We start from the raw sequence: 12,201 nt of genomic DNA on the forward strand, positions 1-12,201 counted from the left end.
TGGGTCTCCGTGCCGAACGATCACCCATGTCCGACATACTCGTAGACCGTCCGACCGCCGACAATGGTGCGCACGACGCGGCCTGTAAAGCGGGCCTCATCAAACGGGGTATTCTTACAGGGCGATTTCAGGTCGGCCGGATCGACCACCCACGGCGTATCGGGGTCGATCACAATGACGTCCGCCGGGCTGCCGACGCGCAACGTTCCGCCTGGTAGCCCGAGCAGCTCGGCCGGCCGCGTCGACATTGCGCGGATCAGCGTCTTCAGTTCCATCTCGCCATTATGCACGAGGCGGAGGCCCGCCGGCAGCATGGTCTCGAGCCCGACGGCGCCGGGGGCGGCTTCCGCGAACGGCAAGCGCTTGACCTCGACGTCCTGCGGATTGTGGTCGGACATGATGACGTCGAGAAGCCCGGAGGCGAGCGCCGCCACGACCGCGCGGCGGTCGTCCTCGGTCCGGAGGGGCGGCGACAGTTTCAGGAACGAACGGTAGGGCCCGATGTCGTTCTCGTTCAGCGCCAGATGATTGATCGAGACCGAGGCGCTGACGGCGAGCCCGGCGTCGCGGGCGCGCTCGAGGATCTCCAGGGAGTCAATGCAGGTCAGCGACGCCGCGTGGTAGCGGCCGCCGGTGAGTGCAACGAGTCGTAAGTCGCGCTCCAGCATGACGGCTTCGGCGGCATTCGGGATGCCCATCAGGCCGAGCCGGGTCGCGAACTCGCCCTCGTTCATCACGCCTTCGCCCACGAGGTTGGGATCCTCGGTGTGATGCACGATCAGCGCGTCGAAGTCGCGGGCGTAGGTCAGCGCGCGTCGCATCACCTGGGCGTTGGTCACGCTTCGGTCGCCGTCGCTGAAGGCGACCGCGCCGGCGGCCTTCAAGAGGCCGAACTCGGTCATCTCCTCGCCGAGCATGCCCTTGGTCAGCGCCGCCATCGGCTGGATATTGACGATCGCGGTGTCGCGGGCTCTGCGCATCACGAAGTCCACCGTCGCCGAATTGTCGATGACCGGCGAGGTGGCGGGCTGGCAGATGATGGTGGTGATGCCGCCGGTCGCGGCGGCCTGGCTCGCCGAGGCAAAGGTCTCGCGGTGGCTGAGACCGGGCTCGCCGACGAAGGCGCGCAAGTCGATCAGGCCTGGCGCGACGATCTTGCCGGAGCAGTTGATGATGTCGGTGCCTTCAGGCACGCCGGCTGCGCCAATGCCGCGGCGGGTCTCGCGGATGGTGCCGTCGGCAATGAGGACGTCCCCGATGCCGTCGAAATCCCTAGAGGGGTCGACGACGCGGGCGTTGGCGAGCAGGATGGGGCGGCGGTCGGTCAGCATCGGCATCACGCGTTCGGCAGGTTGCGGGCGAGCGCTTCCAGCACGGCCATGCGCACGGCGACGCCCATCTCCACCTGTTCGCGGATCAGGGACTGGGCGCCGTCGGCCACGATCGAGTCGATCTCCACGCCGCGGTTCATGGGACCGGGATGCATCACCAATGCATCCGGCTTGGCGTAGGCGAGCTTCTTCTGGTCGAGCCCGAAGTAGTGGAAATATTCCGATGACGAGGGCACGAACGAGCCGTTCATGCGCTCGCGCTGGAGCCGCAGCATCATGACGATGTCGGCGCCTTCCAGGCCCTCGCGCATGTCGCGCGCGACCTCGACTCCCATCCGCTCGATGCCGGGCGGCAGCAGCGTGGAAGGGCCGACGACGCGGACGCGGGCGCCCATGGTGTTGAGCAGGATGATGTTGGAGCGGGCGACGCGCGAATGCAGCACGTCGCCGCAGATCGCGACCACGAGGCCTTCGATCCGCCCCTTGTTGCGCCGGATGGTGAGCGCGTCGAGCAGCGCTTGGGTCGGGTGCTCATGCGCGCCGTCGCCGGCATTGATCACGGAACCGTCGACCTTGCGCGCGAGCAGTTCCACCGCGCCCGAGGCGTGATGGCGCACCACCAGGATGTCCGGGTGCATCGCGTTCAAAGTCACCGCGGTGTCGATCAGGGTTTCGCCCTTGCGGATCGAGGACGAGGACACCGACATGTTCATGACGTCGGCGCCTAAGCGCTTGCCGGCTAGCTCGAACGAGGACTGGGTTCGGGTGGAAGCCTCGAAGAAGAGGTTCACCTGCGTCCGTCCACGTAGGACGGTGCGCTTCTTGTCAACCTGGCGGTTGAGCTCGACATATTCTTCGGACAGGTCGAGGAGGCCGGTAATGTCGGCCGCGGAAAGGCCCTCAATGCCCAGCAAATGCCGGTGGCCGAGGACGAAGGTCGATTTCGATGTCATTAAAAGCAGAGCTATAGGGGGCGACGGCGGGGGGAGCAAGGGGCAAAGATGGGGAAGTGAGTTATCCCCTGATCTGTCACCCGCTCAGTCATTCCGGGATGGCGCGTAAGCGCCAGATCCGGAATCTCGAGATTCCGGGTTCGGCTCTTCGAGCCGCCCCGGAATGACGAAGGATGGGACGGCATCGTGAAACCACTTCTTGGTGCACTTATATCGATCATCATGAGCTCATCCGCCCGCGCCCAATCGCTGCCCGGCGGCTTCGTGTACCTGCGCGACGTCGACCCCCGCATCATCCAGGACATCCGCTATGCCACCTCGAACAATTTCGTCGGCCGGCCGCTCGCCGGGTATGGCGCCGGCGAATGCGTGGTGAAGCGCGAGGTCGGGTTGCGGCTGAAGGCGGTTCAGGAGGAACTGGCCGCGCAAAATCTCTCGCTCAAGATGTTCGACTGCTACCGGCCGGCACGGGCCTCGCTCGACATGGTGAAGTGGTCGCAGAACGGCCCCGAGCGCGCCGCCGGGCGGCGCTACAATCCGAAGATTCCCAAGACCGAGCTATTTCGGCTCGGCTACATCGCGAGCCGCTCGCAGCATTCGACCGGGGCGGCACTCGATCTCACTTTGGTCGATCTCAAGGCCGACAATTCCGCCAAATACGACCCATCAAAGGCCTATGCCGATTGCACGGCGCCAGCCGAGGCGCGGGCGCCGGAGGGCAGCGTCGACATGGGCACTGGTTACGACTGTACCGACGCGAAGGGGCATACTGCGGCACCGTCGATCAATGCGGAGCAGCGCGCCTGGCGCAAGCGGCTGGTGGCTGCGATGGCCAGGCAAGGCTTTGTGAACTATTCGAAGGAGTGGTGGCATTTTTCGCTGCCGGGGGCGGGTGGGGCGGCCTATGATTTCCCGATCAAGCCGCGGCGGAACTAAGGTCCGGTTCGAGGAGGCGCATATGACCCGGCCGAGCTTTGCGACCCACGAGGTCTTCAACCAGTCGCCGCCGTTCGAGGACGTCGACCTGTTCGCGGCCGACCGTCCGCTGGTCGATGCGGTGAGGGCCAATGGCGGCGCGGCGGCGGAACGGGAGCTGTCGGAGTTCGGCAGGCACTGGGGCTCGGCCGCGATGGCCGATCGCGGACGCGTCGCGAACGAGAACACGCCGAAGCTGCGCAGCTTCGATGCCAAGGGCAATCGCCGCGACCACGTCGAGTTTCATCCGGCCTATCACGAGCTGATGGCGCACAGCGCGCATGCGGGCGTGCACAATTCGACGTGGACGGCGGATGGAAAGCCCGCTGGCGATGCGGCGGAGGTCATCCGCGCCGCAAAATTCTATATCGCCGCCCAGGTCGAGACCGGTCATCTCTGCCCGATCACGATGACACGAGCCTCTGTGGCCGCGCTGGCGATGCAGCCCGATCTGCTCGCGCGCGTGATGCCGGTGCTGTCAACGAGGAGTTATGATCCCAGCTTCGTACCGTGGTGGCAAAAGCGCGGCATGACGCTCGGCATGGGCATGACCGAGAAGCAGGGCGGCACCGACGTGCGCGCCAACATGACGCGCGCCGTACGCGACGGGGATGCCTATCGCATCACCGGCCACAAATGGTTCATGTCAGCGCCGATGTGCGATGCGTTCCTGGTACTGGCGCAGGCAGACGCGGGCCTAACCTGCTTCTTCATGCCGCGCTTTGCGCCGGACGGCTCGGTGAACGCGATCCAGTTCCAGCGGCTGAAGGACAAGCTCGGCAACCGCTCCAACGCCTCCTCCGAGGTCGAGTTCGTCGGTGCCTATGCAGAAAGGGTCGGCGAGGAGGGCAAGGGCATCCGCACCATCATCCAGATGGTGCAGCTGACGCGCCAGGATTGCGCGATCGCCTCTGTCGGCCTGATGCGTTCGGGGCTCGCGCATGCGCTGCATCACGCCCGTCACCGCAGCGTGTTCCAGAAGCATCTCGCCGATCAGCCCTTGATGCAGGCCGTGCTGTCAGACATGGCGCTGCATGTCGAGGCGAGCACCGCCCTGGTGATGCGGCTCTGCCGCGCCTTCGACCGCACGCCGCACGCTGCGGCGGAGGCCGCCTATATGCGGCTGCTGACGCCCGCGATCAAATATTGGACCTGCAAGAGCGCGCCGCCGTTCCTCTACGAGGCGATGGAGTGCCTCGGCGGCAACGGGTATGTCGAGGACGGCATTTTGGCGCGTCATTATCGCGAGTCTCCGGTCAACGCGATCTGGGAAGGCTCGGGCAACGTCATGTGCCTCGACGTGCTCCGCGCGCTCTCGCGCGAGCCGGAGGCGGCGATGGCCGTGCTGCAATCGCTTGCGGCCGAAACAAAAGGACTGCCCGGAGCGGGTGAGGCCGCCGCGTTCATCGGCAAGACCTTTCGCCGTGCCGACGGCGAGCGCGTCGCGCGGCTGCCAGTCGAGAAGCTGGCATTGCTCGCCGCGGCTGCGGCGCTGGGTGGCGTGTCACCGCGCAATGCCGAATTGTTCGCCGCAACGCGCCTTGCTGCCAATCACGCCAGCATGTACGGCGCCGTGGAGTTGGAGAGCGCCGACGTGTGCGCGCTGCTGGAGCGAGCGCTGCCGTGAGTCTCCCAAACGAAAGCCTTTTGATGGATTCCCTCAATCCCGACCATCCGCCGCTCACCATGACGCCTGCGACGCCGCGGGTCTGGATGTTCTGGAGCACCGCACTGTGGGGTCTCCTCATCTTCCTCGCGATGTTCGTCGGGCAGATCGGCGCGATCGTTCTGCTGGTAGCGCAGCGTGGTCTGCCCATGGATCTCGCCTCGCTGCAAGTCGTCGGCCATGAGCCCCAGGCGCTTGCGCTGTCAGTGGCCATGGGCCTGCCGTCGACGCTGGCCGTGGTCTGGCTTGCCATTCGCATCAAGAAGGCGTCCTTCGTGGATTATCTCGCGCTGCATTGGCCGTCCTGGAAGCAGCTGCTGTTCGGCGCGGTCGGCCTGGTCCTGATCGTGTTGGCCTGGGAGACAATGTCGCGCGCGCTCGGCCGCGAGGCGACGCCGGGCTTCATGACAGATTTGTTGAAATCAGGTCGCGACAAGGGCGCCGCAATGGTGCTGCTGTTTGCCTTCAGTGTGGCGGCGCCCATGTCGGAAGAAGTGTTGGCGCGGGGCTTCCTCTATCGCGGCTGGTCTGCGAGCTTCTTGCGCGTGCCCGGCGCGATCATCCTGTCGTCGCTGGTGTGGACAATCGTGCACCTGCAATACGACATGTATTTTCTCGCCGAGGTTTTCACCATCGGCCTGTGGTTTGGCTACATGCGCTACCGTGCCAATTCGCTCTGGCTCACGGTCGTGTTGCATGCGCTCAACAATCTGACCGCAGTGGTGCTGACGATGTGGTTGGCAAGTTAGGCGGCCAGCGCGATCGCGACCGGCATCGTGATGGCCGCAAAAATCGTTTGCAGCGTGATGATCTGCGCCAGCAGCGGCGCGTCGCCGCCCATCTGGCGGGCCAAGACATAGGCGCTGGGCGAGGTCGGCACCGCCGCGCAGATCGCGACGATCGCGAGGCTGTCGCCGGAGAGCCCGAACCAGGCGCCGAGCCCCAGCGCGAGCGCGGGCATCAGCGCGAGCTTGAAAACGACGCCGGTGGCCGCGCCGAGGCTCGGGCGCAAGAGACCTTCGAGATGCAGGCCGGCACCGGTGACCAGCAGGCCGATCGCCAGCGAGGAGCGGCTCAGCGCATCCGCCACCTCGTGCCAGAGTTTCGGCAGCGGCAGGTGCGTCAGATTGACGGCAAGGCCGATCACGCAGGCCCAGATCAGGGGATTACGAACCACCGTCATGACGATGGCGCGTGCGGACTGCTTTTCGGGGGCGGCGTAATGGGCGAGCACCACGACGCTCAACACGTTGACCAGGGGAATGATCGCGACCATCGCTACGGAGGCGAGCGCCAGCCCGACGTCGCCGAACATATTGGCTGCGACCGACAGTCCGACGAAGGTCTGCCAGCGCGTTGCGCCCTGAAAAATCGAGGTGAAGGCGGGGCCGTCGATGCCGAGCCGGGTAAGGGCGGGGCGCAGTGCAAGGCACAAGAGTGACATCGCGAGCGCTGACAGCAGCAGCGCGCCGCCGACCCCGGCGACCGGTACCTTGGAGAGGTCCGCCTTCACCAGCGTCTGGATCAGCAGCATCGGAAACAGCACGAAGTAGGTCAGCCGCTCCAACCCTTGCCACTGCGCATCGAGCCGCATCAGGCTGCGCTTCAGCACGACACCGAGCACGATGAGGATGAAGACCGGCAGCAGCGCCGCGATCACGACGGCCATGAATCAGTCCGTCCCCGGGCCAGCGCGAAGATTGGCAAGGCGGTCGAGCGCGCCTTGCAGGATGAAGATCGCCGCGTGCTCGTCGATCACCTCGGCGCGCTTGGCGCGGCTGACGTCCATGCCGATCAGCTCGCGCTCGACTGCCGCCGTCGAGAGGCGCTCGTCCCAGAGGCCGATGGGGAGCGCGGTCAGGCCGGCAAGATTGCGGGCGAAGGCACGGGTGGATTGCGCGCGCGGGCCCTCGCTGCCGTCCATGTTGATGGGCAGGCCGAGCACGAAACCGGCTGCCCTGCGTTCAGCCGCGATGGCGAGCAGCCGGGCGGCATCCTGCTTGAACGCCTTGCGCTGGATCGTCTCGACGCCGGTAGCCAACCGCCGGTCGGGATCGGACACGGCAACGCCGATGGTTTTCGTGCCTAAGTCAAGCCCGACCAGCGCGCCGCGCGCGGGCCAGTGTGTTGCAGCATCGACGAGAGGCAGGATAAGAGCCGGCATGGCTTAGCGCATATCACGCGTCGCGCTGCGGAGTGAACCCTGGACATGGATGCAGTGACACTATTCGGCTTGCCGTGACGGCGATGCTGGTCTGCTATGCATTGGAAGACCGCAGCCATTGGTTCGTGCCGCTGTTCGCGGCGTGCTGCGCACTCGGCTCGGCCTATGGCTTCTTGCAGGGCGCTTGGCCGTTCGGGCTCGTCGAGGCGATCTGGACTCTCGTGGCGCTGCGGCGGTGGCACCGGAAGGGCCAGCGACGGAGGCTCGTCTTCGGACCCACCCGAAGAGAGCCTTTCTAAATCGGCCGGGCCGCGAAACCGACGCGGCGTTCGGGTGAGGGTAGCGGTGCGCTCTACAGAGACGCTGAAGGACCCTCACCCGGCTTCGGCCAAAACGCGAGGAGATTAGGATGAATTGCCATCGCGCTTTGGGTTTTTGTTGAGCATGATCTCTTCGGAAAACCGCCGCAACTTTTCCGGATCATGCTCTAGGCCCGTTACAGGCGTCAGCGGATCGCGATCGGATTGATCATCGCCTGTACGCCGCCGGTCCAGCGCGGCTGGCCAAGTACGAACAGGAATTCGTAGCCCTTGTCCCGGGCAAGCGCAGCCGTGTCCATGTTCTCCAGGATGTAGGTCCCGTTCATCGCGAGCAGGATCTGGTGTACCTCAAACACGTTCTTGGATTCGAACGGCAGCACCTCGAGACCCCAGGTGTCGGCGCCAACCGCGACGACGCCCTTGCCGGTCAGGTACTTCGCACCCTCGACACCGAGGCCGGGCTCGGCGGCCGAATAGCGTTTATCGTCCTTGCCGATCAGGCTGAGCCAGCCGGTGTGGAAGATGACGACGTCGCCCTGACGGATTTCGACGTTCTGCTGCTTGGCGGCCTCCTCGATCTCCTTGACGTTGAAGGCGGTGCCTTCCTTCACCACGTCGGTCTTGAAATAAGCGGCCATGTCGAGCAGGACGCCACGGGTGACCATCGGCGGCACCTTCTCGATGCCGAGCTTCTTCAACCCGTTAGGATCGGCGAAATCGGCGAGCTTGTTGCCGTTGTAAGACGTGCTCGATGCCGAGATGGCCGAGCCCATCGAGCTGGCTGCCGATGCCGACCCAGGTGTCGAGGATGTCGTCGTTATAGGTCGCCTTGTTAGGACCGAGACCCGGGCTGCCGGCTTGTCCGGGCTGCACAATGGTCAGCTTGAACGCGCGCGGCGGATAGGCTGGTGTCTGCGGCGTGACGGGAATGCCGAAGGCATAGGTCTTGCCGGTCTTCACCAGTGAGGCGGCTTTCACCACGAGTTCGGGTGTCATGTAGTTGGCGGCGCCGATCTCGTCGTTCGGACCCCATTTTGATTTGGTCCAGTCCTGTGCACTTGCAGTTCCTGTTATCGCCGACAACGCAGCGACACAGCACAACACGAGGGTATTGCGCATTGATAGTCCTCCCGATGTTTTGGCTTCGTTATGGTTTCGCGCCGGCCAGTGACGCATCGTAACGCAGAACAGTCGGACGCTTCAAACTTTTCGACGTATTGCGCTGCGACGGCCGAGCACGGCATCCGCAGGGCACGACGAATTCAGGTGCGACAGAGTTGTGACAGCGAATTTCGCGCGGTGGAACGAATTGCGCCGCGTCAGGCCGCGATGACGTCGTCATCCTTCGTCAGGCACGCGGCAAAACCGGAGAGCGCGCTGGTTTGGTGTCCGGCGCAGCGCTGGATGAAAAGCGTTTCGGCGCGGGCGTGCGAGGCGCCCAGCGCGTGGATCGACACGCTTCCGTTCATCGCGCTGCGTTCGACCACAATGCGCGGCAGCAGCGTCACGCCCATGTCGGCAGCGACGCAGCCGATCATGCCATCCAGCGTGCCGAGCTCGAAGCGCGCCGCCGACGGCCAGCCGAACTCGACGAACACCTGCTCGAGCCGTTGGCGGTAGGTGCAGCCGGTGCGGAACACCAGCGCCGTCGGGCCGGGCTCCGGCGTGCCGGCGCGCAGCTCGGCCAACGAAGCCCAGCGCCGCGCGCTGACCAGCACCAGCTCTTCGCGGAAGGCGCTCGTCGCAATGAGCTCGGCATGCGCGATGGGACCCGCGACGAAGGCGCCGTCGAGCGAGCCGTCGAGCACGGCGGCGACGAGGTCTGCGGTCGGCGCGGTGCGCAGAGAAAGGCGCACGGCAGGAAAACGGCGGTGGAAATCCGCCAGCACGGGCGGCAGCCGCACGGCCGCGGTGGTCTCCATCGATCCAATCGCGAGCGGTCCCTTCGGCTCACCGTCATCTTGCGCGGCGAGCACGGCTTCACGCGAGAGCGCCGCCATTTTTTGCGCATAGGGCAGGAGGCGTTTGCCGGCACCGGTCAGCGTCATGCCGCGGCTGTGACGTTCGAACAGCGGCGTGCCGATCTCGGCTTCCAGCGCCTTGACGCGCTGCGTGACGTTGGACTGCACGGTATTGAGCTCTTCGGCGGCGCGCGTGATGCCGCCGGTACGGGCGACCACGGCAAAGGTCTGGAGATCACTGAGTTCCATGGCATCGTTCCGCATTTGAGATGGCAGCGTTCTCTAGAATTCAATTTTAGAGAATGCTATTCGCGGCTAGTGTTCCTGTCCAGAGTGGGAGGACGCATGCCGATCGCCACGCCACTGACCGAGCTTCTGGGGATCAAGCATCCCATTCTGTCGGCTCCCATGGACACCATTGCAGGCAGCCGGTTGATCCGTGCCGTCAGCGGTGCCGGCGGCTTCGGAATCTTGGGTGGTGGCTACGGCGACCGGGCCCGGCTGGAGGCCGAAACCAAGGAGCTGAAGGGTCTTGCGCCGTTCGGTGTCGGCTTCATCACCTGGAGCCTGGCAAAACAGCCGGAGCTCCTCGACATTGCGTTGGACGCCCAGCCGCAGGCCATCATGCTGTCGTTTGGCGATCCCGCGCCGTTCGCGCCGCGCATCAAGGCGGGCGGCGCGCGATTGATCTGCCAGGTGCAGAGTGAGGACATGGCGAAGCAGGCGCTCGATGCTGGCGCGGACATCCTGATCGCACAGGGTACCGAGGCTGGCGGCCATGGCGCATCGCGCACTACGATCGACATCGTGCCTGCGATCGTCGATCTCGCGGCAGGGCGCGTGCCGGTCGTTGCGGCCGGCGGTATCGCGGATGGCCGGGGTCTCGCTGCAATGTTGATGCTGGGCGCATCCGGCGTGCTGATCGGCACGCGCTTTTATGCGAGCGTGGAGGCCAATGGCGCGGAGGAAGCGAAGCGGCGCATTCGTGACGCCGACAGCAATAATACCGTGCGCGGCGTCGTCTTCGACTGGTCGCGAAATCTGTTCTGGCCGGCGCCGTTCACCGCGCGCTCGCTGGTCAATGATCACATCAAGCGCTGGACCGGCCGCGAGATCGAGTTGATGCAGCGCGCAAGCGAGGTCGCCGTGGAGTATGCTGCGGCGAAGGCCGCGGGCAATTTCGAGATCGCGGCGGTTTTTGCCGGCGAGGCGGTCGGACTGATCCATGACATTCCGTCCGCCGCGGAGATCGTCGAGCGGATTGCGCTTGAGGCGGAGCAGTTGCTGGAGGGCCGGCGGAATTCGATAGTCGCGGCGCAGAATTCTTCACCCTCCCCCTCCAGGGGAGGGTAAGCAAAAACGAGAAAGAGACACACCATGTGGCCTGACCGTCGACTGATCGATCTCTTCAAGATCGAATTCCCGATCGTGCTAGCGCCGATGGCGGGCGTGATGGATACAGAGCTGGTGATTGCGGCCGCGCGGGGCGGGGCGCTGGGGTCGCTGCCTTGCGCGATGATCTCGCCGGAGAAGGCGCGCGAGCAGGTTGGTCTCATCCGCCAGAGCGTGAAGGCGCCGGTCAATCTGAACTTTTTCTGCCACACGCCGGTCGAACTCACGACCGAGGCCGAGGCACGCTGGAAGCAGCGGCTCGCGGGCTATTACACCGAGCACGGTCTTGATCCGGCGGCGCCGATCGCTGCGGCGAACCGTGCGCCGTTCGACGCGGCCTTCTGTGAGGTCGTCGAGGAGCTGAAGCCGGAAGTCGTCAGCTTTCACTTCGGCTTGCCGGAGCAAACTCTGCTCAAGCGTGTGAAGGCAGCCGGCTGCCTCGTGATCTCATCGGCCACCACGGTGAAGGAAGCGGTCTGGCTCGAGCAGCGCGGCGTCGACGCCATCATCGCGCAAGGCGCGGAGGCGGGCGGTCATCGCGGCATGTTCCTGACCGACAAGATCGCGGAGCAGCCCGGCACCTTTGCGCTGGTGCCGCAGGTCGTCGATGCCGTGAAGGTGCCGGTGATCGCCTGCGGCGGTATTGCGGATGGGCGCGGCATTGCCGCGGCCTTTGCGCTCGGTGCATCCGGTGTGCAGATCGGCAGCGCCTATCTGCGCTGTCCTGAATCCAAGGTCACGGCGGGAGGCCGCAAGGCCCTCGCCGAGGCGGGCGACGAATCCACTGTCATCACCAATGTCATGACCGGTCGTCCGGCGCGCGGTGTCCAGAACCGGCTGATGCGCGAGGCTGGCCCGATCTCGCCGGATGCACCTCCCTTTCCCCATGCTGCGACCGCGCTCGGGCCCCTGAAAGCGGCTGCCGAAAAGCAGGGGAGGGTGGATTTCACCAATCTCTGGGCTGGGCAGGCCGTGGCCCTCGGCCGGGACGTCCCCGCGGCCGAATTGACCCGCGATCTCGCCAAATCGGCGCTAGCTCGCATGAAAGCGCTCGCTGGATAGGTGGGAAGCGCCGGTTGCGGCGCAAAACCGGCCTCTGCTATACGGCACATAGGTTTTGCCGTGAGAGGCCTTATATAATGTCCGTCGACGCCACGACCGTCCGCCGCATCGCGCATCTGGCGCGCATTGCGGTTTCCGAGGACGAGGTTCCGCATTTGCAGGGCGAACTCAACGCCATGCTCGCCTTCGTCGAGCAGCTCTCGGACGTCAATGTCGAGGGCGTGGAGCCGATGACCTCGGTCACGCCGATGCAGATGAAGAAACGGCAGGACGTCGTCACGGACGGCGGGATCGCCGATGATATCGTTGCCAACGCGCCCGCGACCGAAGGTCACTTTTTCCAGGTGCCGAAGGTCGTCGAGTAACTTTTAGGACGT

At 65.2% G+C, this 12,201-nt stretch carries 11 protein-coding genes and 2 pseudogenes; 7 read left to right on the top strand and 6 right to left on the bottom strand.

Annotation, left to right across the window (positions count from 1 at the left end; translation table 11 throughout):
* Positions 1-20: 20 nt before the first annotated feature.
* Positions 21-1,331, bottom strand: coding sequence for a dihydroorotase (locus IVA96_RS28475; RefSeq protein WP_247277182.1), 1,311 nt, complete (start codon positions 1,329-1,331; stop codon positions 21-23).
* A 5-nt stretch (positions 1,332-1,336) separates the two neighbouring features.
* Complete coding sequence (locus tag IVA96_RS28480) at positions 1,337-2,284, bottom strand: aspartate carbamoyltransferase catalytic subunit (protein WP_157334028.1); 948 nt, start codon at positions 2,282-2,284, stop codon at positions 1,337-1,339.
* A gap of 222 nt (positions 2,285-2,506) precedes the next feature.
* On the opposite strand from IVA96_RS28480, the gene IVA96_RS28485 reads away from it, so the two are divergent.
* Genes IVA96_RS28485 through IVA96_RS28495 form a run of 3 tightly spaced genes read left to right on the top strand, consistent with a single transcriptional unit; the run spans position 2,507 to position 5,674 of the window.
* The gene (locus tag IVA96_RS28485) at positions 2,507-3,220 is read left to right on the top strand and encodes a M15 family metallopeptidase (RefSeq protein WP_247277183.1); all 714 of its coding nucleotides are present in this window, start codon (positions 2,507-2,509) and stop codon (positions 3,218-3,220) included.
* A 22-nt stretch (positions 3,221-3,242) separates the two neighbouring features.
* Positions 3,243-4,886 (top strand): acyl-CoA dehydrogenase family protein, encoded by a 1,644-nt coding sequence (locus tag IVA96_RS28490; RefSeq protein WP_247420646.1) that lies wholly within the window; start codon positions 3,243-3,245, stop codon positions 4,884-4,886.
* 23 nt (positions 4,887-4,909) lie between these two features.
* Positions 4,910-5,674, top strand: coding sequence for a type II CAAX endopeptidase family protein (locus IVA96_RS28495; protein WP_247277020.1), 765 nt, complete (start codon positions 4,910-4,912; stop codon positions 5,672-5,674).
* Here IVA96_RS28495 and IVA96_RS28500 read toward each other — a convergent pair.
* Positions 5,671-6,594 carry an AEC family transporter gene (locus IVA96_RS28500; protein WP_247277021.1) on the bottom strand — a complete coding sequence of 308 codons (924 nt, stop codon included), beginning with the start codon at positions 6,592-6,594 and terminating at the stop codon, positions 5,671-5,673. The two genes, IVA96_RS28495 and IVA96_RS28500, sit on opposite strands and share 4 nt — an antisense overlap.
* Before the next feature lie 3 nt (positions 6,595-6,597).
* Positions 6,598-7,089, bottom strand: coding sequence for a Holliday junction resolvase RuvX (ruvX, locus tag IVA96_RS28505; RefSeq protein WP_247277022.1), 492 nt, complete (start codon positions 7,087-7,089; stop codon positions 6,598-6,600).
* 45 nt (positions 7,090-7,134) lie between these two features.
* Between ruvX and IVA96_RS28510 the strand changes: the two are divergent.
* Positions 7,135-7,388, top strand: a pseudogene (locus IVA96_RS28510) (hypothetical protein).
* A gap of 206 nt (positions 7,389-7,594) precedes the next feature.
* On the opposite strand, the pseudogene IVA96_RS35920 reads toward IVA96_RS28510, so the two are convergent.
* Positions 7,595-8,528 (bottom strand): annotated as a pseudogene (locus IVA96_RS35920) (cyclase family protein).
* A 200-nt stretch (positions 8,529-8,728) separates the two neighbouring features.
* Positions 8,729-9,619 (bottom strand): LysR family transcriptional regulator, encoded by an 891-nt coding sequence (locus IVA96_RS28525; protein ID WP_247277025.1) that lies wholly within the window; start codon positions 9,617-9,619, stop codon positions 8,729-8,731.
* 96 nt (positions 9,620-9,715) lie between these two features.
* Here IVA96_RS28525 and IVA96_RS28530 point away from each other — a divergent pair, with 96 nt between their 5' ends.
* The 3 genes from IVA96_RS28530 (at position 9,716) to gatC (ending at position 12,189) form a co-directional block, all read left to right on the top strand.
* Positions 9,716-10,723, top strand: coding sequence for a nitronate monooxygenase (locus tag IVA96_RS28530; RefSeq protein WP_247277026.1), 1,008 nt, complete (start codon positions 9,716-9,718; stop codon positions 10,721-10,723).
* Between the two features lie 24 nt (positions 10,724-10,747).
* A complete protein-coding gene (locus IVA96_RS28535) occupies positions 10,748-11,824 on the top strand; it encodes a nitronate monooxygenase family protein (RefSeq protein ID WP_247277027.1) in 1,077 nt (358 codons plus the stop codon).
* A 77-nt stretch (positions 11,825-11,901) separates the two neighbouring features.
* Positions 11,902-12,189, top strand: a complete 288-nt coding sequence (gatC, locus tag IVA96_RS28540; RefSeq protein ID WP_247420659.1) for an Asp-tRNA(Asn)/Glu-tRNA(Gln) amidotransferase subunit GatC — start codon at positions 11,902-11,904, stop codon at positions 12,187-12,189.
* Positions 12,190-12,201: the final 12 nt, after the last annotated feature.

Origin of the sequence: Bradyrhizobium sp. 159 (assembly GCF_023073795.1) — a bacterium.
Lineage (GTDB): Bacteria > Pseudomonadota > Alphaproteobacteria > Rhizobiales > Xanthobacteraceae > Bradyrhizobium.

Bases quoted from the DNA above. Each gene is read 5' to 3' on its own strand.
- IVA96_RS28500 (WP_247277021.1), bottom strand. From the start codon at position 6,594: ATGGCCGTCGTGATCGCGGCGCTGCTGCCGGTCTTCATCCTCATCGTG.
- IVA96_RS28480 (WP_157334028.1), bottom strand. From the start codon at position 2,284: ATGACATCGAAATCGACCTTCGTCCTCGGCCACCGGCATTTGCTGGGC.
- gatC (WP_247420659.1), top strand. From the start codon at position 11,902: ATGTCCGTCGACGCCACGACCGTCCGCCGCATCGCGCATCTGGCGCGC.
- IVA96_RS28525 (WP_247277025.1), bottom strand. From the start codon at position 9,619: ATGGAACTCAGTGATCTCCAGACCTTTGCCGTGGTCGCCCGTACCGGC.
- IVA96_RS28495 (WP_247277020.1), top strand. From the start codon at position 4,910: ATGGATTCCCTCAATCCCGACCATCCGCCGCTCACCATGACGCCTGCG.
- IVA96_RS28485 (WP_247277183.1), top strand. From the start codon at position 2,507: ATGAGCTCATCCGCCCGCGCCCAATCGCTGCCCGGCGGCTTCGTGTAC.
- ruvX (WP_247277022.1), bottom strand. From the start codon at position 7,089: ATGCCGGCTCTTATCCTGCCTCTCGTCGATGCTGCAACACACTGGCCC.
- IVA96_RS28475 (WP_247277182.1), bottom strand. From the start codon at position 1,331: ATGCTGACCGACCGCCGCCCCATCCTGCTCGCCAACGCCCGCGTCGTC.
- IVA96_RS28530 (WP_247277026.1), top strand. From the start codon at position 9,716: ATGCCGATCGCCACGCCACTGACCGAGCTTCTGGGGATCAAGCATCCC.
- IVA96_RS28535 (WP_247277027.1), top strand. From the start codon at position 10,748: ATGTGGCCTGACCGTCGACTGATCGATCTCTTCAAGATCGAATTCCCG.
- IVA96_RS28490 (WP_247420646.1), top strand. From the start codon at position 3,243: ATGACCCGGCCGAGCTTTGCGACCCACGAGGTCTTCAACCAGTCGCCG.